Source organism: Arthrobacter sp. YD2 (assembly GCF_030410475.1).
Lineage (GTDB): Bacteria > Actinomycetota > Actinomycetes > Actinomycetales > Micrococcaceae > Arthrobacter_B > Arthrobacter_B zhangbolii.
In genome coordinates, this window is the sequence record NZ_JAUHHB010000002.1 from 345,627 (window position 1) to 370,959 (window position 25,333).

Below are 25,333 nucleotides of genomic sequence, written 5' to 3' on the forward strand. Positions count from 1 at the left end.
CCTACTTGATGCGGCGCAGGTTGAACGGGTAGCGGTAGGGCCTTCCGCGGTTGCACTCAATGCCCGCGATCACGGAGGACACCGCAACGTACACCCAGATCAGGGCGTTGAGCACGGCAAAGAATCCGCCGACAACAGGGATGAAGGACAGCATCCAGACAATCAGGGCAGCAATGCTGGGCGGAAGCGTGAAGTTAAGCGCTTCCTTTGATTCCTGAGCGGTGAACGGTCCGCGGTCGCGGAAAACAAGGTAAATGATCAGCGACGGAACAAAAGCAAGGATGCCGCCAAAGTGCGCCATGGTTGCCCACTGCCGGTCTTCGGAGGCGGTCAGGGGCAGGGCGTTGGCCGGTGCCCCCTGATAGACAGGGCGTTGTCCGCTGCCGTGTTCATCCGGTCGTGGCTGGTGATTCTGGCGTGTGTTGGACACGGCGTAATTTCCTTCTGACTCGTGCTGACACAGGGTCGGTCCGCTACTACGTATTGAACAAGAGTACTGGCTGGGCCGCTTTATAACGGAACGGCGACGGCGGATGAGTCGTGTGTCTCATTCCGGCACGGTCAGGAAATCGATGACTTCCTCGACCCTGCCCAGCAGCGACGGTTCCAGATCGGCGTAGGTGTTTACCTGCCCAAGGAGCTTCTTCCAGCCCACGGCCACATCCGTGTGGTCAGCGTGGGGCCAGCCCAGTCCCTGCAGGATCCCGGTCTTCCAATCCAGGTGCCGGGGGACCACCGGCCAGGCGCTGCGACCGATTACCGAGGGTTTAATGGCCTGCCAGACATCCACGTAGGGGTGGCCCACAATCAGTACGTTCCCGTGCGCGCCGGGGCAGGTCATGGCTTCGGCGGCGATGCGGGACTCCTTGGAGCCGGGTACCAGATGGTCCACCAGGATGCCGAGGCGGCGCCCCGGGCCGGGAGCGAAGTCCTTCACCGCGGAATAGAGGTCATCCACGCCGTGCAGGGGCTCCACGACAATTCCCTCCACCCGGAGATCATCACCCCAGACCTTCTCCACCAGCTCGGCGTCGTGCTTGCCTTCCACCCAGATACGGCTCGCCCGTGCGGTGCGCGCGCGCTGGTTGGCCACCTTCACCGAACCTGACGCCGTGCGTGCCGGACCGGCTTTGGTGCCGGCCGCCTGCGGGGCCGTGACCTCCACGGGCTCGCCCTCCAGCAGGAAACCAAAACCGAGCTCAAAGGATTTCCGCTTGCCGCGGCGGTCCTCCAGCACCATAAGGTGCAGCCCGCCGGACTTTTCCACCCGGATCACCGCTCCCACCCAGCCGGTGGCGACGTCTTCCAGGACCAGGCCGGATTCGGCACCGACTTTGCGCAGGGTGGTCCGGGCCGGCGCAGTAATGTCCTGCGGGCCCCAGGAGAAGTTGGACACGTTGCTTGCCTCGCTACTGTTGCTGAATCAGGGAGCTGACCGCAGCGGGGCCGCGGATCCCTCAATGCTAACAACGCTGCCGTTCCGTACTAGACTTAGCACTTGAACACTGTGAGTGCTAAGCGGCGCCCCGCGGCGCAGGTGCTCCGCACGCCGCATCACAAGGACGCGCCCTTCTGATGCGCCCGCCAATTAACAGGGAGGGAAAACCATGAGTGAGCCACGCCGACTCGAGGTCCTCCGTGCCATTGTTGAGGATTACGTCCATTCGCGTGAACCGGTGGGATCCAAGGCCCTGGTGGAACGCCACCACCTGGGAGTGTCTTCGGCGACGATTCGCAATGACATGGCGGCCCTGGAGGAAGAAGGGCTGATTACCGCCCCGCATACCTCGGCAGGACGCATCCCCACCGACAAGGGCTACCGTCTGTTCGTGGACCGGATCTCCGACGTCAAGCCCCTCTCGGCACCCGAACGCCGCGCCATTTCCTCCCTGCTGGAGGGTGCAGACGACCTCGACGACGTGATGGACCGGACCGTGCGGCTGCTGTCCCAGCTGACCAACCAGGTGGCGGTTGTGCAGTACCCGCACCTCGGCAATGCCAAGATCCGGCACATCGAGTTTGTGCTCCTGGCCCCGGCCCAGGTGCTCGTGGTGCTCATCTCCACCACGGGCCGGGTGGAGCAGCGGGTTATCACGGTCCCCGAACCCGTGACCGAACCCGACCTTTCGGACCTCCGCCAGCACTTCCTGTCCTCTCTGGCCGGGACGCCGCTCAGCAGCATTACCGGCCACGTCGCCGAAGCCCTGGCGACCGTTCCGGCGGCGCGCCGCCGGGTTGCCGACGCCCTCGGGCACAGCCTGGAGCTGCTCGCCGGAATTAACCGGGAGGACCGCATGGTGATGGCCGGAACGGCCAACCTTGCCCGCTCCACGGTAGACTTCCCGCTGACCATCGGCCCCGTGCTGGAAGCCCTGGAGGAACAGGTGGTAATGCTCCGGCTGCTCTCCGAAATGGAACAGGACGCCCGGGGTGTTGCCGTCCGGATCGGACGGGAAAACCCGTACGGCGGCCTCTCCGAAGCCTCGGTGGTGGCCACCGGCTACGGGCCGGATGCCTCCGCCAAGGTCGGCATCCTGGGCCCCACCCGGATGGACTATCCCAACACCATGGCGGCGGTCCGTGCCGTGGCCCGATACTTGTCCCGAATACTGAATAACTAGGCTTATTGAACTCCACGCGGCCAGCCGTTGGCGGGCCGCCCCGCCGGCCGGGAAACCTGCCGGACTCCAAACAACGCCTTCAGCCATGAAGGCAGGTAATGCAGGCAATGCAGGAAGCGATGTGCACGAGTGAGCGATCACTACCAGGTTCTGGGCGTCGGACGAGACGCCACCGGTGAAGAAATCAAGAAGGCGTACCGGAAGCTTGCCCGCAAGCTGCACCCGGACGTCAACAACGCTCCGGGTGCCGCCGACGAGTTTAAGGCCGTGACGCACGCCTACGAGGTCCTCTCCGATCCCGAGAAGCGGCGTATCTATGACACCACCGGGAACGAAAACGGAACCGACAACGGTTTCGGCGGTGGCGGCTTCGGCGGCCAGGGCTTCGGCTTCCAGGACATCTTCGACACCTTCTTCGGCGGCGGCGCACCCGGCGGCGGCCGGGGCCCGGCCTCGCGCAGCCGGCGCGGCCAGGACGCCCTGATTACTGTTCGGATTGACCTCAAGGATGCTGTCTTCGGCGTCAACAAAAAGATCGACGTCGACACCGCCGTGGTATGCCCCACGTGTGACGGGTCCTGCTGCCAGCCCGGCACCTCCCCGCGTACCTGCGACATCTGCCACGGTACCGGCCAGGTCCAGCGGGCGGTCCGCTCCATCCTGGGCCAGGTCATGACCTCGGCTCCCTGCGGCACCTGCAACGGTTTCGGCACGGTCATTCCGGATCCCTGCCACGAGTGCTCCGGCGAGGGGCGCGTCCGCAACCGCCGCACGCTGAACATCAAGATCCCGGCCGGCGTCGCCACCGGAACCCGGATCCAGCTGAGCCAGCAGGGCGAAGCCGGCCTCGCCGGCGGACCCGCCGGTGACCTCTACGTGGAAATCCGGGTCAATAATGACCCCACCTTCCTGCGCGAGGGCGATGACCTCCATGCCACCCTGACGGTGCCGATGACCGCCGCAGCGCTGGGCACCACGGTCACATTGGACACTTTCGACGGCGAACGCGACGTCACGGTCAAGCCCGGCACCCAGTCCGGCGAGGTCACCGTGCTCAACGGTCTCGGCGTCACGCACCTGCGCGGCCACGGACGCGGCGACCTGCGCGTCCACCTGCACGTGGAAACCCCGCAGAAGCTGGATTCCGAGCAGGAGGAACTGCTCCGCCGGCTGGCCCAGCTGCGCGGTGAGGAATACAGCGAAGGCCGGCTGAACAGCTCGGGCACCGGCGTATTTGCCAAACTGCGGGACCGGCTGGGCAACCTCTGAGATGACCAACCCCATCTTTTTCGGGGACCCGGCGCAGGTGGCCGCGGCCAGTCCGGGGGACACATTCCGCCTGGAGGGGCCTGAGGCCCGGCACGCCGTTTCCGTCAAGCGGATCAGTGCGGGCGAAAACGTGGACATTGTCGACGGCGCGGGCCGGCGCCTCACCGGTACCGTGTCCGCGACCGGCCCCTCGCTGCTGGAACTGAGCGTGGAACACGCGGCGGAGGAACCACCGGCAGCAGTTCGTTTCATCCTGGTCCAGGCCCTGGCCAAGGGGGACCGGGATGAGCAGGCAGTGGAGGCAGCCACTGAACTGGGCGTGGATCACGTCATTCCGTGGCAGTCGGACCGCAGCATTGTCCGTTGGAAGACGGAAAAGGCGGTGAAGGGGCAGGCCAAGTGGCAGGCTCTGACCACGGCGGCCGCCAAGCAGTCGCGCCGCGCCTGGATTCCCGGCGTGGAACCCGTCCTGGACAGCCGGGGCCTGGCCCGCCGGCTCGCGGACACGGACCTGGTCCTTGTGCTGCATGAGGAAGCCGACGCGCCCCTGGCGGACGCGGTGCGGAACCTCCCGGGCCGCAGCGCAGACGCAACCGGCAGGACGGCGGCGCCGGCAGAGATAGCGATAGTGGTCGGTCCGGAGGGCGGGATCAGCGCGGCAGAACTGGAACTGCTGCGCGGCGCCGGGGCGCTGGCTGTACGGCTGGGACCGCATGTGCTGCGCTCCTCCACCGCCGGTCCCGCAGCCCTGGCAGTGCTGAACCAGCTGCTGGGCCGCTGGTAGCGGAACGAAGTCCCGCTCCCGGTGTCAGCTCTCCGGGTCTCCCGGCGCTGCGGTGACCGTGATGCGTTTGGAATCGCCTGCCGCCTCATGGCCCTTGTAGTACACCTTGAGGCTGTAGGTGCCGGGGGCCAGGGTGGTTGAGAAGGTGAATTCCCGGGTGGAACCCGGTCCTTCGTGGAAGTCGACCCGGCCGGAGGCCACGGCGTCCGAGGAGGGCCGGCCATCCACTACGGGTTCGGCCCGCCAGTACAGGCCCTCCGGCTGCGATGCGGCTGTGCCGGTGACGGTGAGCGAGGTGGACCGGACCTGGGATTCCTGCGGATCAATGATCCAGATGGGGGCTACCAGGGACGGATCGCGCCGCAGCGGTTCTTCCAGGGATTCGTGGCCGAAGGCGCGGTAGCCGGCTTTGCCGTCCACCAGCACCACCACGGTGCTTTCCTGGCCTACCGTTGTCAGTCCGGCGTTCACCGCCGCGGCGGTGGCGGTGTACACCAGTTGCTGCACCGCTCGGTGGGCCATGCCGGCGTCCAGGGATCCCTTGAAGGCCTTCGACGGGATGTCCACCGTGATGACGTTTTTGCTGGAAATGGAAGCGGTCACCTTGTCCGCGGGCTGCCACGGCGTGAAGTAGTCCTGATCCAGCGGCTTCCCTGCCGTCATGGCGCGGACCGCTTCGCCGATGGGGTCGCCGGTATTGTCGGACTGCAGGAATTCGCGGTAAAGGCTCACCGTGGTGTCGTTCAGTCCGAGCCAGTAGACGGGCATCAGCGTGCCGGAACCTGCTTCCGCCGGCGGTGAAATGGTCATCGGTGCCAGGCTGCGGGACTCGGCGCTGAAGGCCGTGGGCATGGTGGTGGTGGGATACTCCGCCACCACTCCGCAGCCGCCCGTGGCCAGCATTGCCACGAGCAGTGCGGCACCGGCACCCGCACGGACCAGCCTGCGGCTGCGGCGGGCGGCGTCAGGGGAGGATGCTCGGCCCGGCAACAGGGTGACCATCAATCCTCCTCAGGCGGTCGGGGCAAAATGTACGTCTTCAACCTTTACATACGGTTTGGGGCCATCCGGCGCCGTTTGCGGCTGGCGTGCGGACTGAAACACGATTGAGACATCACCGTTGCGATGCCGAGATATTCCGGCTCCACTCCCGCCCGGGACGGGGCACATCAAGTAACATTTAGGTAGCCGGCAGACCCGCCGGCGCCGTCGCGCACCGGAAATAACCGGCGCCGTGCCGGCGTTGACATTGCGGGGTGCTGCGGGCGCGAGCCGGCGCCACCCGGCGACTGCACCATTCCAAACTCTGAACGCGACTTACCAAAAGGGGCGATGAAAGGCCTGCGAGGGCCGACTATATGACCGAATCTTCAATGGAAATCGGCACCATCCGGCGGGACACCCAGACAATAGTCTTTGATTCCACGGAACACATGGTCCAGTCGCTGGGGGCCAATGACGAGGCCCTGCGGATCATTGAGGCGGCCAACCCCGAGGTGAGCATGCTGGTGCGGGGCAATGAGCTTTCCGTGTCCGGCCCGTCCGCGGACGTGGAGCAGACGGTGCGGCTGGTCAACGAAGTGCGGATCCTGGCCCGCAACCAGACCCGGGTTACGCCGCAGGTCCTGGAGCAGCTGATCAGCATGCTGCGGGACCAGACCGCCGTCCGCCCGGCGGATGTCCTGACGCAGAACATCCTGTCCACGCGCGGCAAGACCATCCGGCCCAAGACCCTGAACCAGAAGAACTACGTGGATGCGATTGACCGCAACACGGTGGTCTTCGGCATCGGCCCCGCCGGCACGGGCAAGACCTACCTGGCCATGGCCAAGGCCGTCCAGGCGCTGCAGCAGAAGGAAGTCAACCGGATCATCCTGACCCGCCCCGCTGTGGAAGCGGGGGAGCGGCTCGGCTTCCTGCCCGGCACACTCAGCGACAAGATTGATCCTTACCTGCGTCCGCTGTACGACGCCCTGCACGACATGATGGACCCGGAATCCATTCCGCGGCTGATGGCGGCGGGCACCATCGAGGTGGCACCCCTGGCCTACATGCGCGGCCGGACCCTCAACGATGCCTTCATCATTCTCGACGAAGCGCAGAACACCACGCCGGAACAAATGAAGATGTTCCTTACCCGCCTCGGCTTCGGCTCCAAGATGGTGGTCACGGGTGACGTCACCCAGGTGGACCTGCCGGGCGGCACTGCCTCCGGGCTGCGCATCGTCCACGACATCCTCGGTGACATTGACGACGTCGCGTTCTCCGAGCTGCAGGCCGTCGACGTTGTGCGGCACCGGCTGGTCAGCGACATTGTTACTGCCTACAGCGAGTGGGATGAAACCCGCCGGCTGAGCCGGACCCCGGCCGAAGGCGGCGGCGGACGTGCCAACAACCGCGGACTATCCAATCAGCACGGGCGGGAGGCCCGTAAATGAGCATCGAAGTCAATAACGAATCCTCAGCCCCGGCCATTGACGAGGAAGAGCTGGCCCGGCTGGGCCGGTACCTGCTGGACAGCCTCTACGTGCATCCGGAAGCGGACCTGTCCATCATCCTGGTGGACGAGGACGCCATGGAGAAGCTGCACATCGAGTGGATGGACCTTCCCGGCCCCACAGATGTCCTCTCCTTCCCCATGGATGAGCTGCGCCCCGGCACGGCAGGACGGATAACTCCCGCCGGCGTGCTTGGCGATATTGTGCTCTGCCCGCAGGTGGCAGCCCGCCAGGCGCAGGATGCCGGCCACGAGACCCAGGACGAACTCCTGCTCCTCACCACACACGGCGTGCTCCACCTGCTCGGCTATGACCACGCCGAGCCGGAGGAGGAGAAGGAGATGTTCGGCCTCCAGCGCCGCCTGCTCTCTGCCTACACGGGCAAAGAAGCGCCCAAGGAGACGCGCAGTTGAGTATTGGCGTCCTGATCGTTATGGCCATGGCGTTTATGTTCCTGGCAGGTCTGCTGACCGCTGCGGAATCCGCCTACGGCTACCTTCCCCGGCAGGACGCCGAGGCGTTGCTGAACGGCAAGGCCGGTGCCCCGCTGCGGCGCATCCTTGCCCACCCCGTGGCCCATATGCACGCCCTGCGGTTTTGGCGTGTCTGGTTTGAAATGGCCATGGCGGTGTCCGTGGCCACCCTGTTCCAGCTGGTACTGGACAACATCTGGCTCGCCGGGCTGCTGGCCACGGTCACCATGGCAGCCGTCGGTTTCGTCCTGGTGGGCGTTTCACCCCGGCAGATCGGGCGCAAGCACGTCACCGCCGTCGTCGTGATGACGGCAGGACTGGTGCGGGTGCTGCGCGCGGTGCTCGGACCGGTTCCCGGCTGGCTGGTCCGGCTCGGAACCGCCGTGGCACCCGGCACCCAGGGACCGGATGCCGCCTTCTTCACCGAAGAGGAATTCCGTGAACTGCTGGACCGCGCCTCGGATGCGGACATGATCGAGGACACGGAAGCGGAACTGATCCACTCCGTCTTCGAACTCGGAGACACCAAGGTCAGGTCGGTGATGGTCCCGCGTACCGACATGGTCTGCATTGACGCCGGGAGCAGCCTGCGCCAGGCCATGTCCCTGTTCCTGCGCTCGGGCTATTCCCGGGTCCCGGTGATCGAGGACAGCGCGGACCATCTGGTGGGCATCCTGTACCTGAAGGACGTTGCCGCCCAGGTCCACAGCGACCCGGATCACGCCTCCGTGCAGAAGGTCGAGGACTTTGCCCGGAGCGTGCGCTACGTGCCCGAGTCCAAGGCCGTCAGCGAACTGCTGCAGGAACTGCAGCGCGAGTCTACCCACGTGGCCATCGTCATCGACGAATACGGCGGCACCGCCGGACTGGTCACCCTCGAAGACCTGATTGAAGAGATCGTCGGGGAGATTGTTGACGAGTACGATTCCGAGCGCCCCGAGATAGAAAACCTGGGCGGCGGCCGCTACCGGGTGAGCTCCAAAGCCGGTATTGATGACCTCGGTGAGCTCTTCGACGTCGAACTGGAGGATGATGAAGTGGACACCGTGGGCGGTTTGCTCGCGAAGGTCCTCGGCCGTGTCCCCATTGTCGGCAGCGAGGTAGAGGTCGAAGGCATCACCCTGCACGCCGAGCGCCTGGAGGGACGCCGGAACCGCGTCTCCCACGTCCTGGCGTGGAAAGCGGCCCCTGCAGCAGAAAACGAAGAATCCCGCGACGACGGCAGGAACACTGCCCACCGCTCCCGCTCTACAGAATTGGTACCCCGAAATGACTGACCCGAAATTCCGCGCAGGATTTGTTTCCCTGGTGGGCCGGCCCAACGCCGGCAAGTCCACTTTGACCAATGCGCTGGTCGGTTCCAAGGTGGCTATCACCTCCGCCAAGCCGCAGACCACCAGGCACACCATCCGCGGCATCGTGCACCGCGAGGACTCCCAGCTGATCCTCGTGGACACTCCCGGCCTGCACCGCCCGCGTACCCTCCTGGGCAAGCGGCTGAACGAGCTGGTGGCAGACACGCTGGCCGAGGTGGATGCGATCGGTTTCTGCCTGCCTGCCAACGAGGCGGTTGGCCCGGGTGACCGCTACATCGCGGCCCAGCTGGCGGCGTTGAAGCGTACCCCCGTGATCGCCCTGGTCACCAAGACGGACCTGGTGGACCGTGCGGCACTGGCGAAGCAGCTGATGTCCGTCACGGCGCTGGGCAATGAGGTGCTCGGCGAGAAGGGGTGGGCCGACGTTGTGCCCGTCTCGGCTGCCGACGGGTTCCAGGTGGATACCGTAGCCGACGTACTGGTAGGCCACATGCCTGCCTCGCCGCCGCTTTACCCCGACGGTGAGCTCACTGACGAGCCTGAAGCCGTTATGGTCGCCGAACTCGTCCGCGAGGCCGCCTTGGAAGGCGTGCGGGATGAACTTCCTCACTCGCTGGCCGTTGTGGTGGAGGAGATTGTTCCCCGGGAAGGGCGCAGCGAGGACAACCAGCTGCTGGACGTACGGGTCAACCTCTACGTGGAGCGTTCCTCCCAGAAAGCCATCATCATTGGCCGCGGCGGATCCCGGCTGCGCGAGGTCGGTACCGCCGCCCGCCGCGGTATTGAAGCGCTCCTGGGCACCCGGGTCTACCTGGACCTGCATGTGAAAATAGCCAAGGACTGGCAGCGGGATCCCAAGCAGCTCGTCAAGCTGGGCTTCTAGGCCCGGCCGGTCCCTGCCTCCGGGCAGCGGGCCGGGCCGGAAGCACCGGCAGGGGTCTGTTCCCAGCAGCAGCCCTTACACTTTGAACATTCGTTTGAGCATATCGATTCATGAAGGGGACCGGCTATGTCATCTCGCCGTGCCGCAACGGGCGGCGGCCCCTCGGGAAAATCTACCGGAGGGTCGGACGCTTCCGCCGTGCCCGGCGGCAGACACCTGTCCCGCAGGGCGTCCGCCGGCCACCCGGTTCTTAAGGGCATTGCCGCGTTCCTTTCCCTCGTGCTCGTCGCCGGGGTTGTCTTCGGCGTGGTCCAGGTACTGCGCCTGCAGGGCAACTTCGATACACAGCCGCTGAACCTGGGCTCCGGCGACTCAGTGGAGCAGGTGGATGCCAACACTGATCCCATGCAGATCCTGGTCCTCGGCACGGACCAGCGTGACGGCCAGAATTCGAACAACTCCGATGTCATGATGCTGGTCAACCTTTCGGCCGACCGTTCCAACGTGACCGTTGTCAGCTTCCCGCGTGACCTGCTGGTTCCGCTGCCGCAGTGCCAGGATCCGGAATCCGGCCTTGTCTACGAGGCCATGGACCTGGGACAGCTGAACGGAGCCCTGGGCAACGGCGGCCCCGGCTGCACGGTCGCGGCCATCAACGAGCTGACCGGCCTGACCATCGACCACTTTATGATGGCTGACTTTGATGCCGTAGAAGAACTGTCCAATACGCTGGGCGGCGTGGAGGTCTGCGTCAATCAGCCGGTGGATGACCCGCTTTCCGGCCTGAATATCCCCGCCGGTGTCAGCAGTATCCAGGGTGAACAGGCCCTGGCCTTCCTGCGGACCCGGCACGGTTTCGGCAACGGCGGCGATGAGGGCCGTATCCGTGCCCAGCAGAGCTTCCTCGCCTCCATGGTCCGCAAGGTCAAGGACGAAGGCACGCTGAACAACCTGCCCAAGCTGTACTCGATCGCCGAGACTGTCACCAAAAACCTCACTGTTGATGACGGCCTGGCCCAGATCCCGGACCTGGTATCCCTGGCCACCCGGCTGAAGGATACCGACCTGGGCAGCATCGCATTCGTGACGGCGCCCGTGGTTCCGTACGAATACGATCCGAACCGCCTTGTCCTCGACGAACCCAACGCCCAGCCTCTTTTTGACGCACTTCAGGCGGACAAGGGCATCACCAACGGCACGGAAGAAACCCCGGCACCGACGGATGCCGCCACGGAGCCGGCAGCACCGGTTGAGGAACCGGCTGTCACAGTGGATCCGGCTGCCGTTCCCGTGACCCTGCTCAACGCATCCGGCACTGCCGGACGCGACTCTTCCGTAGCTCAGTCCCTGGTGTCCCAGGGCTTTGTCCAGGCCCTCGCCGGCGGCACGGCCGCAGCGGAGAGCCCGGCAACCCAGGTGTTCTTCGGCTATGGCTATGAAGAAATGGCACTGGAAGTGGCACGGGTCCTGAATATCCCCGATGTTCAGGTAGTGCTGAGCCCTGCCGCGGCCGGCGTGTCCGTGGAAATCGGCGCCGACTTTGCCTCGGGTTCGGCCATGAAGGACCTGGGCGATCTGGGGGACCTGAGCGGACAGACCGCAGCGCAGGTTACGTGCCAGTCCGCCTTTGGGAACTAGCGTTTGAAGCCGCGTAAGAGGTGCGTGTTAGTCTGATCACGTGCACGCAGAGACCCTACTTCTTAGCTGCCGCGGCGAGGCCACACAAGCACCTGCTTAGGCCGGTTCCTCGCTGCGGAGTTTGTGTTGCCGGCCACTCTCTTGCGAAGTTCGATTAGAAAAGGCCCTTTCAACACCATGCGTAACGCACAGCAGACATCCGGCATGCCGACGTCGAAGTACACCCCGTTCCACGAGCAGATCACGGTGGACCTGCCGGACCGGACCTGGCCGGACAAACGGATCAGCAAGGCACCGCGCTGGTGCGCCGTAGACCTGCGGGACGGCAACCAGGCGCTGATTGACCCGATGACCCCCGAGCGCAAGCACAAGATGTTTGACCTGCTCGTCAAAATGGGCTTCAAGGAGATCGAGGTCGGGTTCCCGTCAGCCTCCCAGCTGGACTTCGACTTTGTCCGCCAGCTGATTGAAGGGGACCGGATTCCGGACGACGTCACCATCCAGGTCCTGACCCAGTCCCGGGAACACCTGATCGAGCGCACCTACGAGTCCCTCGAGGGAGCGGACCGCGCGATCGTCCACCTCTACAACTCCACGTCGGTGCTGCAGCGGCGGGTAGTGTTCAACACCGACCGGGACGGCATCGTTGATATCGCCCTCTCAGGTGCCCGGCTGTGCAAAAAGTATGAAGAACAGCTGCGCGGAATCGATCTGACCTACGAATACTCGCCCGAGTCCTACACCGGCACCGAGCTGGACTTCGCCGCACGGATCTCGGACGCCGTGGCTGAGGTCCTGGAGGCCTCGCCGGACCGGCAGATGATCCTGAACCTGCCCGCCACGGTAGAGATGACCACCCCGAACGTCTACGCGGACTCCATCGAATGGATGCACCGCAACCTCGCCAGCCGCGATTCGGTGATCCTGTCCCTGCACCCGCACAATGACCGCGGAACCGGCGTCGCAGCCGCTGAACTGGGCTACCTGGCCGGCGCGGACCGCATTGAAGGCTGCCTCTTCGGCAACGGCGAGCGGACCGGCAACGTGGACCTGGTAACCCTGGGCATGAACATGTTCAGCCAGGGCATTGATCCGCAGCTGGACTTCTCCGACATGGACGAAATCCGCCGCACGGTGGAGTACTGCAACCAGCTGCCCGTTCCCGAGCGTTCCCCCTACGGCGGCGACCTGGTCTTCACCGCGTTCTCCGGCTCGCACCAGGACGCCATCAAAAAGGGCTTCGAGGCGATGGAAAAGGACGCGGCCGCGGAGGGCAGGACGGTGGACGAGATCCCGTGGGCCGTGCCGTACCTGCCGATCGATCCGAAGGACATCGGCCGCAGCTATGAAGCCGTGATCCGGGTTAATTCGCAGTCCGGCAAGGGCGGGGTTGCCTACCTGCTCAAGCACGAACACAACCTGGACCTGCCGCGCCGCGCGCAGATCGAGTTCTCCGGCGTCATCCAGCGCCGTACCGACACCGCCGGCGGCGAAATCACCGGGGCGGAGCTGTGGAAGGTCTTCCAGGACGAATACCTGCCGCACACCCCCGAGTCCGACGGCGAGGCGTGGGGACACTACGAACTCACCTCGGTGAACGCGGATACCCCCGCGGACGGCCGCTTCAACCTGACGGCCACCTTGAGCGCGAACGGGGTGTCGCAGCGGCGGATGGCCAGCGGTACCGGTCCCATCGCGGCGCTGCTGGAAATCCTGGGCCAGGACGGCATCGACGTCCGGCTGCTGGACTACACCGAGCACGCCCTCTCCGCCAGCGGAAACGCGCACGCCGCAGCATACGTGGAACTGGCCGTGGGGGAGCGGGTGCTGTGGGGCGTCGGTATTGACGCCAACACCACCATGTCTGCCCTGAAGGCAGTGATTTCGGCAGTCAACCGGGCCATCCGCGACCAGGCCTGAGCACCATCGGGGCGCGCCCGGACGGCAGCAGTCCGCCGGGCGCCCCGGGACGTGGGAAAATAGCAGCGTGGCAAAATCCTTTGCATCCCGCACCTACCGGGATGACGCAGTGGTCCTGCGCACGCACAAGCTGGGCGAGGCGGACCGTATCCTGGTCCTCCTGACCCGGGAACACGGCCAGGTACGCGCCGTGGCCAAAGGCGTGCGGCGGACCTCCAGCAAATTCGGTGCCCGGCTTGAACCGTTTATGGTGGCGGAACTGCAGCTCTCGCACGGCCGGAACCTGGACATCGTGACGCAGGCGCAGACCAAGGGGGCCTACGGGCACGGGATAGTCGCCGACTATGCCCGCTACACCGCCGCGGCCGCCGTCGCCGAAACCGCTGAACGCCTCACCGACATTGACGGTGATTCGGCGAAGGCCCACTACCAACTGGTCATCGGTGCGTTTGCCGCGCTCAGCCGGGGCGCGCATGCACCGGAACTTATCCTGGATTCCTACCTGCTGCGGGCCCTGGCCACCGCCGGCTGGGCACCGAGCTTCACCGAGTGCGCCCGCTGCGGTGCCCCCGGGCCGCACACGGCGTTTTCGGCGCCGCTGGGCGGGGCCGTCTGCGCAGCCTGCCGTCCCCCCGGCTCGGCGTCGCCGTCACCGGAAACGATGACGCTGCTGGCCGCCCTGCTCAGCGGTGACTGGAACACGGCCGATGCCTCCGGCCCGCAGCCGCGGCATGAGTCCGCCGGGCTGGTAGCCGGCTATCTTCAGTGGCACCTGGAACGGGTGCTGCGGTCCCTTCAACATGTGGAGCGTGTCTGACCTTGCGTTCGAAATCCGCGGCCGGTGTCCCGGCAGGATCCCCCGGCTACCCCGCACCCCACCCGTCCGGCGCTCTGCCTCCGGCGGTTCCGGCTGAACTGGTGCCCGCCCATGTAGCCATTGTGATGGACGGCAACGGCCGCTGGGCCAACCAGCGGGGACTGCCGCGCACCGAAGGCCACCGGGCGGGCGAAGCCGCGCTGCTGGATGTTATGGCCGGGGCCATCGAAATGGGGATCCGGCACGTGTCCGTCTACGCCTTCTCCACGGAGAACTGGAAAAGGTCACCCGAAGAGGTCCGTTTCCTCATGGGCTTCAGCCGGGACGTGCTGCGCCGCCAGCGGGACCAGCTCAACGAATGGGGTGTACGGATCCGCTGGTCCGGCCGCCGGCCCCGGCTCTGGCAGAGCGTGGTCAGGGAGCTGGAGGTCGCCGAAGAGGCCACCCGGGACAATACCGTCTGCACCCTGAACATGTGCGTGAACTATGGCGGCCGGGCGGAAATTGCCGACGCCGTGGCTGCGATCGCCGCCGACGTTCAAAAGGGCCGGCTGCGTCCGGGCTCCATTAGCGAGAAAACCATCCAGAAATACCTGGACGAGCCGGACCTGCCGGACGTTGACCTGTTCCTGCGGACCTCGGGGGAGCAGCGCCTCTCCAACTTCATGCTGTGGCAGTCCGCATACGCCGAAATGGTCTTTATGAACACCCTCTGGCCGGACGTGGACCGGCGGACCCTGTGGGAGGCCGTGGAGATTTACGCCCGCCGGGACAGGCGCTATGGCGGTGCGGTGGACCAGGCCGCCACGGGCGCCCTCTGACTAGCGCCCGAGCATAAACGCCCCGGCCCAGCGTGCCAGCCCTGCATATACGCGGGTACGCACCGGAAGGGCTGAGAGCAGGGTGTCGTGCAGGGCGCCGTCATACCGGAACACGGTAACCTCCGGGCCCAGCAGCAGGCCGCGCTGCACCATCAGGCCCACGTCCAGCACACTGTCGGTGCTGAGCATCAGCGGATTCCAGGTAGGCGCGATCGTGGAGGCAGCCGAAGCCATGAGCAGGACCGGCACCCGGATGTCCAAACCGCGGGCCACCTGCGCGTGCCCGGCCAGCACAGCCTTGATCCAGCCGGCGCGGACCGGAAAGCTGAACGGCGGGCGCCAGGCAGGGTCCACGTTCCACTCACCCTCCATCTGGGCGCTGATGCTCCGGTAGTAGAAGCCGAACTCCGGGATCTTCAGCCGGGCCAGCGGGCGCCGCCGGGCCACGGGTTCCAGCAGCCCGTTGGTCGCGAAGCGAAGCATGGCACTGCCGCTGAACTCCAGCCACGGACTGTTCAGGATCAGGGCCCTGATCCGCCCCGGGTTCCGGTGGGCCCACAGCGAGGCCACCAGCCCGCCCGTGGAGTGGGCCATCAGGGTGGTCCGCACCGCAGTGTCCGAACCGAAACGGTTCCTGAGATCGGTGTCCATGGCGGCCAGGGCAGCCTCAATATCGGCGTCATATTCCTGCAGGTCCGCGACATAACCCTCCGACTGCCCGGGGCGCAGGCTCCGGCCGTACTTGCGCAGGTCCACGGCGTAGAACGCCACGCCCTGCGCCGCCCAGAAGCGGGCCAGCTCGGTCTGGAAGAAATAGTCGCTCCAGCCGTGAATATAGAGGACGGCGTCCACGCCGCCCACAGTGCGGACGGGCAGGACGGCCGCCAGATCGGCCGGAGGAACATAGGAAACGAGGGTAGCCGCAACGGGGCCTTCCGCATCCTCTCCCAGGTCAAGGGTCAGGCTGCGGAATCCGTCGCCGAGAATGTCCGGAATCCAGTCCGCCTGCGTCTCACCCATGGTTTCGAGAATAGTCGACCCGGCGTAGCGGGAAGTGCGGGGTTTGGTTGCCGGTCCGGGTTCTGGAATCTTTAAGCCATGCGCATTTATCCTGCCTTTTTCCGTCTTGTGTTCTCCGGGATGGACCCCGAACGTGCCCACCGGATCGGTTTCACCCTGATCCGCACCGCCGCACGTACCCCCGCCGGGCCGGTGATGCGGCGGCTGATGAGCCCGTCCCCGAAGCTCCGGACCAGGGCCTTCGGCATCGACTTTCCCTCACCGTTCGGGTTGGCGGCCGGTTTCGACAAGGAGGGATCCGGCATCCTGGCGCTCACCAACCTGGGTTTCGGGCACGTCGAGGTGGGCACCGTGACGGCGCAGGCCCAGCCGGGAAACCCGAAGCCACGGCTGTTCCGCCTGGTCCAGGACCGCGCCGTGATCAACCGGATGGGGTTCAACAACGACGGCGCCGCGAAGGTGGCGCCCCGGCTCGCCTCGGCCCGGGCCGCCCTGGCCCGGACATCCGGTGCGGGACGGCCGGTGATCGGTGTGAACATTGGCAAAACCAAGAAGGTGGACCTGGCGGATGCCGTGGAGGATTACCTGCTTAGTGCCCGGGAACTCGCTCCGCAGGCCGACTACCTGGTGGTCAACGTCAGTTCCCCGAATACTCCCGGCCTGCGGCTGCTGCAGGACATCGAGTCGCTGCGCCCGCTCCTGACCCGGGTGCGGGAGGCCGCGGATGAGTCCGCCGGGCGCCACGTACCCCTGCTGGTGAAGATCGCCCCTGACCTCAGCGACGCCGATATTGACGACGTCGCCGATCTGGCCCTGTCCCTGCAGCTGGACGGAGTGATTGCCACGAACACCACCGTCACCCGGGGAAACCTGGTGACGGATCCGGAAACCGTAACCGCCTGCGGAGTCGGCGGACTCAGCGGCGCCCCGCTGAAACAGCGTTCGATCGACGTCCTGCGCCGCCTCCGCAGCCGGCTGGGAGCGGACGGCCCCGCCATCGTGTCCGTCGGGGGAGTGGAGACGGCCTCGGACGTGAAGGAACGCCTTGATGCCGGGGCCACGCTGGTGCAGGGATACACGGCGTTCCTCTATGAGGGACCGTTCTGGGCTGCCCGGATCAACCGCAGCCTGGCCCGGTCCCGCTAAGCGGGCGCCGCGCAGAGGAATCCGTACCCCGGGCGGGCCCGCGCATCAGACTCGTCCGACCATCAAACTCGTCCGCACATCAAAAAGGGACCACGCATCAAAAAGGGACCGCCCATCAAAAAGGGACCGCCGGAAGGCGGTCCCTTTTTGGTGCGGTGCGTGGGGATCAGGAGGGGTACTGTCCGCGGCTGACCTGCGGCTTCGGCAGGCGGAAGCGGCGCAGCTGGAGGGACCGGGAGACCCCGTACCAGACATCCCCGGGATTGGGGGCCCCGAACTTGGCGGTCAGGCGCTTCCTGATCTGCCGGCGCAGCATAAAACTGTCGGCGATGACCAGCAGGATGAGGACCCAGAAGGCCGCCATCACAATCAGCTGGACATCGATGTTCCGGATGAAGCTGAAGAGAACAAACACCAGGGCGGCAATCATGATGAACTCGCCAAGGTTCCACCGGGCATCCACTATGTCGCGGACAAAGCGGCGGTTGGGTCCCTTGTCGCGGAGCGGCAGGTAGCGCTCCTCACCGGTGTCCAGGGCCCGGCGGGTCTTCATGCGTTCTTCGCGCAGGGCCTCGCGGTTGGCTGCCTTGGCTGCCTTCCGGTCATCGGGTACCAGCGGGCGCCGGCGGGCAGCCTCCTGGTCCTTGCGGCGGGGCGTGGGCGCACCCTTGCCGACCCGTTCCGTTGCACCGGCTTGTGCGGCGGCTGCCTGGTCCACAGTTTCCTGCGCGGTGGGCGCTTCATTCTTTCGTCCAAACACACCCCAAGGATACCGCGAATGATCCGCCGGAAACTCCGTTTGCAGTCCGGGGGAGCGGCGGGTAAAGCCTGTGCTGCTGCCCGCCCGGCGGCAGGCAGCACACTTCAATGCGAACCCGGGCCGGATGTAGGGTTTTGGCTATGACTTCCAACCCTGCCCCCGAGCACGATTCGTCACCGGACGTGCATGAAGACTCCCTGCGCGCCAGCGTGGCCGCAGACTTCCCCCGCACCGTCGAACAGCTCAAATCCCTGGTCAGCATTCCGGGCATAGCCTGGGATTCCTTTGACCCCGAGCACCTCAACCGCAGCGCCGCCGCCGTCGCCGACCTCGTCCGTGAGGCCGGCATCGAGGATGTGCAGGTGCTGCGCGTGGATAACAACGGCACCCCCGGCGGCCCCGCCGTCGTCGCCCGCCGCCCCGCCCGCGACGGTGCACCCACGGTGCTGCTGTATGCCCACCATGACGTGCAGCCGCCCGGAGACCCCGATCTGTGGGAGTCCGATCCCTTTACGGCGCAGGAGCGCAACGGCCGCCTGTACGGGCGGGGTGCTGCGGATGACAAGGCCGGCATTATGGCCCACATTGGTGCCCTCCGGGCCCTGACGGACGTGCTGGGGGAGGACTCGCCGGTCGGCGTCACACTCTTTATCGAGGGTGAGGAGGAAGCCGGTTCGCCCACCTTCCGCACCTTCCTTGAGACGTATCAGGACCTGCTCCGCGCCGATGTCATTGTTGTCGCCGATTCAGGCAACTGGAAAGTGGGCGTTCCGGCCCTGACCACAAGCCTGCGCGGCCTGGTGGACGGCGCGGTGGAGGTCCAGGTCCTGGACCACGCAGTGCACTCGGGCATGTTCGGCGGTCCGGTGCTGGATGCGCCGACGCTGCTCGCCCGGCTGATCGCCACGTTCCACAACGACGCCGGCGACGTCGCCATCGAGGGCCTGGTCTCCGGTGATGACGCAGCTGTGGAGTATCCGGAAGCGGACTTCCGTGCGGATTCCTCGGTGCTCGAGGGTGTCCGGCTGGCCGGCACGGGGTCGATTGCCTCCCGGCTGTGGACCAAGCCAGCCCTTTCCATCATCGGCATCGACGTCCCCACCGTCGCCATGTCCTCCAACACCATCCAGCCCAAGGCGCGGGCCAAGTTCAGCCTGCGGCTCGCTCCGGGCCAGAGCCCCGAGGCAGCCATGGAGGCCATTGAGGCCCATGTGCAGGCCAACGCCCCGTTCGGCGCCAAGGTGACGTTCACGCCGGGGGAGCAGGGCAACGCGTTCGCAACCGATACCAGTGCCAGTGCGGCGCGCACAGCACTCTGGGCCCTGGAACGGGCCTGGGGCGTGGAACCGGTGGAATCCGGAATGGGCGGTTCCATTCCGTTCATCGCGGACCTGGTGGACCTGTTCCCAGAAGCCCAGATCCTGATCACCGGTGTGGAAGACCCGGATTCCCGGGCGCACAGCGCCAATGAGTCACTGGACCTGAATGACTTCCGCAACGCCATCCTGGCCGAAGCGCTCCTGCTTGCCCGCCTGGGTGCCCGGCAAGGCTAGAACTGCCTGCGTACGGATGCGGGGCGGGAATTGATTCCTGCCCCGCATCTGTTAGATCGATGGGGACCACCAGACGTACCATTGAGACACTGGCCGCGGTCCGCGGCAGGCGCGACGGCCTGCCGAACGGACGGCCAGCTGAGGAAAGAGAGAAACTATGAGCGTTTCCACGAGCGAAAACAAGACCGCTGCGGCAGAGGCAGAACTGCCCACGCATGAAGTACTGCTCTCGGATGTGGCCGCCCAGAAGGTCCGCAGCCTGCTGGAGCAGGAAGGCCGTACCGACCTCCGCCTCCGGGTGGCGGTGCAGCCCGGAGGCTGCTCGGGACTTATCTACCAGCTGTACTTTGACGAGCGCGTCCTCGATGGCGACGCCGTCCGGGACTTCGACGGGGTTGAGGTCATTGTGGACAAGATGAGCGTTCCGTACCTTTCCGGCGCTTCCATCGACTTCGAAGACACCATTTCGAAGCAGGGGTTCACCATCGACAACCCCAACGCCGGAGGATCCTGCGCCTGTGGAGATTCCTTCCACTAAGACGCAAAAGGCTGACGGCCCGTAACAGCAGAGCTTTTTTTGCCCGGCGCGGCGGCGATCTGTCACTGGATCGCCGCCCGTACGGGTAAGCTCTACACGTAGTAGTAAAACTAATGTCCGCAGCCGGGAACTTTTTTGTCTCCGGCCGGACAGCACTTGCACGCAACAAGAGGAAGGGCCGTCTGTGAGTTCGCAGGACCGAACCAGCAGCCGACGCGCCAGGATCTTAAAGATCTCAGCCGTAACGTCGGCCGGCGCGTTGTTTTTATCGGGGTGTACATCGGATGTCCAGAAGGGCTGGCTGCCTACGGACCGCGACACCACTAACCACACCGGCCGCATCATGGACCTTTGGGTCAACTCATGGATCGCCGCACTGGCAGTAGGTGTCCTTACCTGGGCGCTTCTGCTGTGGTGCATGGTTGCCTACCGCCGCCGGAAGAATGAGACGGGCTACCCCCGCCAGCTCAGCTACAACCTGCCGCTGGAAATCTTCTACACGGTGATCCCGCTGTTTATGGTCCTGGTGTTGTTCTACTTCACCAACCAGGACATCCAGGCGCTCAACGAGCGCAGCGATGATCCGGACAAGGTCGTCATTGACGTCCGCGCCAAGCAATGGTCCTGGGACTTCAACTACGTCAACGAAGACAAGTACAGCCAGGGCGTCCAGGTAAACCTCGACGGCCAGGAAGTCACGCAGGACAAGTTCCCGACGCTGGTACTGCCCGTTGACAAGACAATCGAACTGCAGCTGAACACCCGCGACGTGCAGCACTCCTTCTGGGTGCCTGCCTTCCTGCAGAAGATGGACGTCTACCCCGGCCGCACGAACTACATCACCCTCGAAACCGGCAAGATCGGAACCTTCGACGGCAAGTGCGCCGAGCTCTGCGGCGAGTACCACTCCGAAATGCTCTTCAACGTCGACGTGGTCTCGGAAGACGATTACAACGAATACGTAGCCGGTCTGCCCGACGGACAGGTCACGGGCGAGTACGACCGTATGTACAACTCAGAATCAAGCGAAGTAAGGAGGTAGGAGGACGCTATGACTACTCTCGAATACACTTCGGAAGATTCCGGCACCAAGGTTGCACCACGCGTAGTACCCGTCTCCAAGGGACGCATTGTCGTCAACTGGATCACCTCCACTGACCACAAGACGATCGGGTACATGTACCTGATTGCCTCATTCATTTTCTTCTGCCTCGCAGGCGTGATGGCACTGGTCATCCGCGCGGAGCTGTTTGAACCCGGTATGCAGATCCTGCAGACCAAGGAACAGTACAACCAGCTGTTCACGATGCACGGCACCGTGATGCTGCTGATGTTCGCCACCCCGCTGTTCTCCGGGTTTGCCAACGTCATCATGCCCCTCCAGATCGGTGCGCCGGACGTTGCCTTCCCGCGTCTGAATGCCCTGGCCTTCTGGTTCTTCCTCTTCGGCAGCACCATCGCGGTGGCCGGCTTCATCACCCCGCAGGGCGCTGCGTCCTTCGGCTGGTTCGCTTACGCGCCACTGTCGAACACCACGTTCTCGCCGGGTGTCGGCGGTGACCTCTGGGTCTTCGGCCTGGCGCTCTCCGGCTTCGGCACCATCCTGGGTGCGGTCAACTTCATCACCACCATCATCTGCATGCGTGCCCCGGGCATGACCATGTGGCGTATGCCGATCTTCACCTGGAACACCCTGGTCACCGCCATCCTGGTGCTCATGGCGTTCCCGCCCCTGGCTGCAGCACTGTTCGCCCTTGGTGCGGACCGGCGGTTCGGTGCAATGATCTTCGACCCCGAACGCGGCGGTGCCATCCTGTGGCAGCACCTGTTCTGGTTCTTCGGCCACCCCGAGGTGTACATCATCGCGCTGCCGTTCTTCGGCATCGTCTCGGAAATCTTCCCGGTCTTCAGCCGCAAGCCGATCTTCGGCTACAAGGGCCTGGTCTACGCGACCATCGCCATTGCCGCACTCTCCGTGACCGTGTGGGCACACCACATGTACGTCACCGGTGCTGTTATGCTGCCGTTCTTCGCCTTCATGACCATGCTGATTGCGGTGCCCACCGGCGTGAAGTTCTTCAACTGGATCGGCACCATGTGGCGGGGCTCGATTACGTTTGAGACGCCGATGCTCTGGAGCATCGGCTTCCTGATTACCTTCCTCTTCGGCGGCCTGACCGGCATCATCCTCTCGGCACCGCCGCTGGACTTCCACGTTTCGGACACCTACTTCGTGGTGGCGCACTTCCACTACGTGATCTTCGGAACCGTGGTCTTCGCAATGTTCGCCGGCTTCTACTTCTGGTGGCCCAAGTGGACCGGCAAGATGCTCAACGAACGCCTGGGCAAGATTCACTTCTGGCTCCTGTTCGTCGGCTTCCACGGCACCTTCCTGATCCAGCACTGGCTCGGTGTGCTGGGCATGCCGCGCCGCTACGCGGACTACCTGGTGGAGGATAACTTCACCGCAATGAACCAGTTCTCCACCATTGCCTCCTTTGTCCTGGCTGCCTCGATGATCCCGTTCTTCTGGAACGTGTACATCACCTGGCGCCACGGCAAGAAGGTGGAAGTGGATGACCCGTGGGGCTTCGGCGGATCGCTCGAGTGGGCTACGTCCTGCCCGCCGCCGCGCCACAACTTCACCTCGCTGCCCCGTATCCGCTCGGAGCGTCCGGCACTGGACCTGCACCATCCGGAACTGCAGCAGCACGTAACTGACGAATCAGCCGCGGCCAAGGTCTTCGGCCCCGGCGACCGGGAGGAAAAGGTCAAATGAAAGTAGAGACTAAGCTCTTCGCTTACATGACGCCGTTCTTCCTGGTGGTCGGCGTGGTCTACGGCTACCTGGTGGAATGGACGGAGCCCGTAGGTTACCTCGCGCTCTTCCTGACCGCCGGTATGTCCGGCATGATCGCCTTCTACATCGGCTTCACCGGCAAGCGCGTCGGACCCCGTCCCGAGGACCGGCTGGACGCCGAAATCCATGAAGGCTCCGGCGAACAGGGCTTCTTCAGCCCCTGGAGCTGGTGGCCGCTGCTGCTCGGTGCCGCCGCAGCCACCGGATTCCTCGGCATGGCAGTGGGCTGGTGGATCCTGTACATCGGTATGGGCATGGCCATCATCGCCCTGGTCGGCTGGGTCTTCGAATACAGCCGCGGAAACCACGCACACTAGGACAAGCGGCAACGCTTAGCCAGTAAAGAGAAGGACCTGCAGGTAACTGCGGGTCCTTCTTTTTCGTGCGTTTGCAGGGCGCAGCCGCACGCGGGGGGAGTGCAGTGTGTAGGGTGCTGCTATGCCCCAGCGCCTTATGCTGCTCGATACTGCCTCCCTCTACTTCCGCGCCTTCCACGGCATCCCGGAGACCATCCGGCGCGACGACGGCACACCCGTGAACGCCCTCCGTGGCCTGCTGGACATGATCGCCCGGCTTGTGGCCGAGTTCCGCCCCACCCATCTGGTGGCCTGCTGGGACAATGACTGGCGCCCGGCGTGGCGGGTGGAGCTTATTCCCACCTACAAGGAGCACCGGCTGTCGGCCGCCGGTCCTAGCGGCGCCGAGGAGGTGCCCGCCGGACTAACCGCCCAAATACCCCTGATCCGGGAGGTCCTGGCCACATCAGGGATCGCCGTTGTGGGCCGGGACGGATATGAGGCCGATGATGTCATTGGAACATATGCGGCAACCGCCGAAATGCCGGCAGACGTGGTTACGGGGGACCGGGACCTGTTTCAGCTGATCGATGACGCCCGGGAGGTCCGCGTGCTCTACACCGCACGGGGGATGAAGAACCTCGCCGTCCTGGACGAAAAAGCGGTGGTGGCCAAATACCGCGTCCTTCCGGGCCAATATGCCGACTACGCCACCCTGCGCGGAGACCCGTCCGACGGACTGCCGGGGGTAGCCGGGATCGGGGAGAAGACGGCCGCCGCGCTGTTGGGCGAATACGGCACGCTGCAGGCCCTCCTGACGGCCGCCGCGGAGCCGGACAGCCCGGTATCCGCCCCGGTCCGGGCCCGGCTCAGCGCAGCCCGTGACTACCTCGCCAACGCACCGAAAGTTGTCCGGGTGGCGCGGGACGTTGCCGTTCCTTCACTCAACGACGCCGGTGCACGCCTGCAGGCGCCGGCAGGGGAGGACAGGGCGCGGTTGGAAGCACTGGCAGCACAGTGGAACGTGGAAGGCCCCATGAAACGTTTCCTGCAGGCGCTGCAGGGCAGCGGAGGCTGAGTACCTGCGGCATGTCCGGGTCCCGGCGCCCGGCGGGATGTGCCCCGGCGATGCCGGTATTCTTAGACGGCACTGGTTTTCCCGGCGGAAGGGGCGAAGCAACAGAATGCAACGAATCGGAACAAGGCCCGGCACGGGAACTCTACTGTGAACAGCCATCGGCTCCGCCTGCTCAGCGAAGGCATAGATACCGGCACGGGAGTTGCCAAGCACGTCCAGCTGCAGGGTATCCTCCGCCGCTTCGTGGAAACGCACGCCCGGGCGGGCGATGTCATTCCATCCGAACGGGAACTCTCCGAACACTTCGCCGTGGCCCGCATGACCATCCGGCAGGCCGTGGACGCCCTAGTCGCCGACGGCGTCCTGGAACGGGTGGTTGGCCTGGGCACGTTCGTTGCACGCCCCAAAATGGACCTCCAGGTCCAGCTGACCTCCTACTCCGAAGAAATGCACAGGCGGGGGATGGTGCCCGATGCACATGTCCTCAGCTTCGAGCAGGTGGGCGCATCCCCGCTGGTGGCCAGGGAGCTGCAGATCGATCCCGGACAGCCCGTGGTGCGCTTTCGCCGCCAGCTCCTCGCAGACGGTGAACCCATGAGCGTTGACGAGAACTTCATCCCGGCACACTATGTGCCGGGAATCCTCGAGGAGGATCCGCCGACGTCCTTGTACAACGTGCTGAGTGAACGGTACGGCCTGGTGATGGAATGGGGTGAGGACACCATCGAGGCAACCGCAGCATCCGCGTCAATTGGGCGGCTCCTCAACGTGGAACTCGGTGCACCCGTGCTGAAGATCCAACGGCATGCCTATGTCTCGCGGTCGATGGTGGACTACTCCGTGTCCTACTACCGGGCGGACCGGTACAAACTGTGGGTGCCGCTCCAGCGCCCGGGCGTCCGCACACCGCGTTCGTATCACCCGCGCCGGCATCCCGGTTCCTAGCCGCCGGCCCCCGGCCAGCCAATTTCCTTCCATAGCCAGCCAGCCGCCTTCCCGGCCCTGGCGGCCAGCCGGCCACAGCGGCCATACCGCGGCCGGC

At 65.2% G+C, this 25,333-nt stretch carries 24 protein-coding genes; 19 read left to right on the forward strand and 5 right to left on the reverse strand.

Annotation, left to right across the window (positions count from 1 at the left end; all coding sequences use genetic code 11):
• Window position 1 precedes the first annotated feature (1 nt).
• Entirely contained in the window at window positions 2-430 is a 429-nt protein-coding gene (locus tag QWJ37_RS08220; protein ID WP_227901795.1) for a DUF4870 domain-containing protein, read from the reverse strand.
• A 117-nt stretch (window positions 431-547) separates the two neighbouring features.
• On the reverse strand, window positions 548-1,396 hold the full coding sequence (locus tag QWJ37_RS08225) for a DUF3097 domain-containing protein (RefSeq protein WP_290245021.1): 849 nt from the start codon (window positions 1,394-1,396) through the stop codon (window positions 548-550).
• A 211-nt stretch (window positions 1,397-1,607) separates the two neighbouring features.
• Here QWJ37_RS08225 and hrcA point away from each other — a divergent pair, with 211 nt between their 5' ends.
• The 3 genes from hrcA (at window position 1,608) to QWJ37_RS08240 (ending at window position 4,674) form a co-directional block, all read left to right on the forward strand.
• Window positions 1,608-2,621 carry a heat-inducible transcriptional repressor HrcA gene (gene hrcA, locus QWJ37_RS08230; RefSeq protein ID WP_227901797.1) on the forward strand — a complete coding sequence of 338 codons (1,014 nt, stop codon included), beginning with the start codon at window positions 1,608-1,610 and terminating at the stop codon, window positions 2,619-2,621.
• A gap of 129 nt (window positions 2,622-2,750) precedes the next feature.
• Window positions 2,751-3,890 (forward strand): molecular chaperone DnaJ, encoded by a 1,140-nt coding sequence (gene dnaJ, locus QWJ37_RS08235; protein ID WP_227901798.1) that lies wholly within the window; start codon window positions 2,751-2,753, stop codon window positions 3,888-3,890.
• A 1-nt stretch (window position 3,891) separates the two neighbouring features.
• Window positions 3,892-4,674, forward strand: coding sequence for a 16S rRNA (uracil(1498)-N(3))-methyltransferase (locus QWJ37_RS08240; protein ID WP_227901799.1), 783 nt, complete (start codon window positions 3,892-3,894; stop codon window positions 4,672-4,674).
• 24 nt (window positions 4,675-4,698) lie between these two features.
• On the opposite strand, the gene QWJ37_RS08245 is transcribed toward QWJ37_RS08240, so the two are convergent.
• Window positions 4,699-5,676 (reverse strand): GerMN domain-containing protein, encoded by a 978-nt coding sequence (locus QWJ37_RS08245; protein ID WP_227901800.1) that lies wholly within the window; start codon window positions 5,674-5,676, stop codon window positions 4,699-4,701.
• A gap of 356 nt (window positions 5,677-6,032) precedes the next feature.
• On the opposite strand from QWJ37_RS08245, the gene QWJ37_RS08250 reads away from it, so the two are divergent.
• The 8 genes from QWJ37_RS08250 (at window position 6,033) to QWJ37_RS08285 (ending at window position 15,040) form a co-directional block, all read left to right on the forward strand.
• Window positions 6,033-7,112 carry a PhoH family protein gene (locus tag QWJ37_RS08250; RefSeq protein WP_227901801.1) on the forward strand — a complete coding sequence of 360 codons (1,080 nt, stop codon included), beginning with the start codon at window positions 6,033-6,035 and terminating at the stop codon, window positions 7,110-7,112.
• Window positions 7,109-7,585 (forward strand): rRNA maturation RNase YbeY, encoded by a 477-nt coding sequence (ybeY, locus tag QWJ37_RS08255; RefSeq protein ID WP_227901802.1) that lies wholly within the window; start codon window positions 7,109-7,111, stop codon window positions 7,583-7,585. Before QWJ37_RS08250 ends, ybeY begins: the two co-directional genes overlap by 4 nt.
• Entirely contained in the window at window positions 7,582-8,922 is a 1,341-nt protein-coding gene (locus tag QWJ37_RS08260; protein ID WP_227927773.1) for a hemolysin family protein, read from the forward strand. The genes ybeY and QWJ37_RS08260 overlap by 4 nt, the downstream gene beginning before the upstream one ends.
• Window positions 8,915-9,844: a GTPase Era gene (gene era, locus QWJ37_RS08265; RefSeq protein WP_227901804.1), complete on the forward strand. Its 930-nt coding sequence runs from the start codon at window positions 8,915-8,917 to the stop codon at window positions 9,842-9,844. Before QWJ37_RS08260 ends, era begins: the two co-directional genes overlap by 8 nt.
• A gap of 126 nt (window positions 9,845-9,970) precedes the next feature.
• On the forward strand, window positions 9,971-11,482 hold the full coding sequence (locus tag QWJ37_RS08270) for an LCP family protein (RefSeq protein WP_290245022.1): 1,512 nt from the start codon (window positions 9,971-9,973) through the stop codon (window positions 11,480-11,482).
• Between the two features lie 177 nt (window positions 11,483-11,659).
• Window positions 11,660-13,402: a 2-isopropylmalate synthase gene (gene leuA / locus QWJ37_RS08275; protein WP_227901806.1), complete on the forward strand. Its 1,743-nt coding sequence runs from the start codon at window positions 11,660-11,662 to the stop codon at window positions 13,400-13,402.
• Between the two features lie 67 nt (window positions 13,403-13,469).
• Window positions 13,470-14,219, forward strand: coding sequence for a DNA repair protein RecO (recO, locus tag QWJ37_RS08280; RefSeq protein WP_227901807.1), 750 nt, complete (start codon window positions 13,470-13,472; stop codon window positions 14,217-14,219).
• Between the two features lie 2 nt (window positions 14,220-14,221).
• Window positions 14,222-15,040: an isoprenyl transferase gene (locus QWJ37_RS08285; RefSeq protein ID WP_227901808.1), complete on the forward strand. Its 819-nt coding sequence runs from the start codon at window positions 14,222-14,224 to the stop codon at window positions 15,038-15,040.
• Here the strand turns inward: QWJ37_RS08285 and QWJ37_RS08290 are convergent, their stop codons facing one another.
• A complete protein-coding gene (locus QWJ37_RS08290; protein ID WP_290245023.1) occupies window positions 15,041-16,060 on the reverse strand; it encodes an alpha/beta hydrolase in 1,020 nt (339 codons plus the stop codon).
• A 78-nt stretch (window positions 16,061-16,138) separates the two neighbouring features.
• Between QWJ37_RS08290 and QWJ37_RS08295 the strand changes: the two genes are divergently transcribed.
• A complete protein-coding gene (locus QWJ37_RS08295; RefSeq protein ID WP_290245024.1) occupies window positions 16,139-17,206 on the forward strand; it encodes a quinone-dependent dihydroorotate dehydrogenase in 1,068 nt (355 codons plus the stop codon).
• A 166-nt stretch (window positions 17,207-17,372) separates the two neighbouring features.
• Here QWJ37_RS08295 and QWJ37_RS08300 read toward each other — a convergent pair whose 3' ends face one another.
• Complete coding sequence (locus QWJ37_RS08300; protein WP_227901811.1) at window positions 17,373-17,966, reverse strand: DUF3043 domain-containing protein; 594 nt, start codon at window positions 17,964-17,966, stop codon at window positions 17,373-17,375.
• Window positions 17,967-18,106: 140 nt separating this feature from the next.
• Between QWJ37_RS08300 and QWJ37_RS08305 the strand changes: the two genes are divergently transcribed.
• From QWJ37_RS08305 to QWJ37_RS08335, 7 genes are all read left to right on the forward strand, one after another.
• Entirely contained in the window at window positions 18,107-19,519 is a 1,413-nt protein-coding gene (locus tag QWJ37_RS08305; RefSeq protein WP_290245025.1) for a dipeptidase, read from the forward strand.
• 157 nt (window positions 19,520-19,676) lie between these two features.
• The gene (locus QWJ37_RS08310; RefSeq protein ID WP_227901813.1) at window positions 19,677-20,057 is read left to right on the forward strand and encodes an iron-sulfur cluster assembly accessory protein; all 381 of its coding nucleotides are present in this window, start codon (window positions 19,677-19,679) and stop codon (window positions 20,055-20,057) included.
• Between the two features lie 184 nt (window positions 20,058-20,241).
• Window positions 20,242-21,099 (forward strand): cytochrome c oxidase subunit II, encoded by an 858-nt coding sequence (gene coxB / locus QWJ37_RS08315; protein ID WP_227901814.1) that lies wholly within the window; start codon window positions 20,242-20,244, stop codon window positions 21,097-21,099.
• Between the two features lie 9 nt (window positions 21,100-21,108).
• Complete coding sequence (ctaD, locus tag QWJ37_RS08320; protein WP_227901815.1) at window positions 21,109-22,836, forward strand: cytochrome c oxidase subunit I; 1,728 nt, start codon at window positions 21,109-21,111, stop codon at window positions 22,834-22,836.
• The gene (locus tag QWJ37_RS08325; protein WP_290245026.1) at window positions 22,833-23,234 is read left to right on the forward strand and encodes a cytochrome c oxidase subunit 4; all 402 of its coding nucleotides are present in this window, start codon (window positions 22,833-22,835) and stop codon (window positions 23,232-23,234) included. The genes ctaD and QWJ37_RS08325 overlap by 4 nt, the downstream gene beginning before the upstream one ends.
• 121 nt (window positions 23,235-23,355) lie before the next feature.
• Window positions 23,356-24,291, forward strand: a complete 936-nt coding sequence (locus tag QWJ37_RS08330) for a 5'-3' exonuclease (RefSeq protein ID WP_290245027.1) — start codon at window positions 23,356-23,358, stop codon at window positions 24,289-24,291.
• A 168-nt stretch (window positions 24,292-24,459) separates the two neighbouring features.
• Complete coding sequence (locus tag QWJ37_RS08335) at window positions 24,460-25,236, forward strand: GntR family transcriptional regulator (RefSeq protein WP_227901978.1); 777 nt, start codon at window positions 24,460-24,462, stop codon at window positions 25,234-25,236.
• Window positions 25,237-25,333: the final 97 nt, after the last annotated feature.

Bases quoted from the DNA above. Each gene is read 5' to 3' on its own strand.
- hrcA (WP_227901797.1), top strand. From the start codon at position 1,608: ATGAGTGAGCCACGCCGACTCGAGGTCCTCCGTGCCATTGTTGAGGAT.
- QWJ37_RS08240 (WP_227901799.1), top strand. From the start codon at position 3,892: ATGACCAACCCCATCTTTTTCGGGGACCCGGCGCAGGTGGCCGCGGCC.
- QWJ37_RS08245 (WP_227901800.1), bottom strand. From the start codon at position 5,676: ATGGTCACCCTGTTGCCGGGCCGAGCATCCTCCCCTGACGCCGCCCGC.
- QWJ37_RS08250 (WP_227901801.1), top strand. From the start codon at position 6,033: ATGACCGAATCTTCAATGGAAATCGGCACCATCCGGCGGGACACCCAG.
- ybeY (WP_227901802.1), top strand. From the start codon at position 7,109: ATGAGCATCGAAGTCAATAACGAATCCTCAGCCCCGGCCATTGACGAG.
- era (WP_227901804.1), top strand. From the start codon at position 8,915: ATGACTGACCCGAAATTCCGCGCAGGATTTGTTTCCCTGGTGGGCCGG.
- QWJ37_RS08270 (WP_290245022.1), top strand. From the start codon at position 9,971: ATGTCATCTCGCCGTGCCGCAACGGGCGGCGGCCCCTCGGGAAAATCT.
- leuA (WP_227901806.1), top strand. From the start codon at position 11,660: ATGCGTAACGCACAGCAGACATCCGGCATGCCGACGTCGAAGTACACC.
- QWJ37_RS08290 (WP_290245023.1), bottom strand. From the start codon at position 16,060: ATGGGTGAGACGCAGGCGGACTGGATTCCGGACATTCTCGGCGACGGA.
- QWJ37_RS08295 (WP_290245024.1), top strand. From the start codon at position 16,139: ATGCGCATTTATCCTGCCTTTTTCCGTCTTGTGTTCTCCGGGATGGAC.
- QWJ37_RS08305 (WP_290245025.1), top strand. From the start codon at position 18,107: ATGACTTCCAACCCTGCCCCCGAGCACGATTCGTCACCGGACGTGCAT.
- QWJ37_RS08310 (WP_227901813.1), top strand. From the start codon at position 19,677: ATGAGCGTTTCCACGAGCGAAAACAAGACCGCTGCGGCAGAGGCAGAA.
- ctaD (WP_227901815.1), top strand. From the start codon at position 21,109: ATGACTACTCTCGAATACACTTCGGAAGATTCCGGCACCAAGGTTGCA.
- QWJ37_RS08325 (WP_290245026.1), top strand. From the start codon at position 22,833: ATGAAAGTAGAGACTAAGCTCTTCGCTTACATGACGCCGTTCTTCCTG.
- QWJ37_RS08330 (WP_290245027.1), top strand. From the start codon at position 23,356: ATGCCCCAGCGCCTTATGCTGCTCGATACTGCCTCCCTCTACTTCCGC.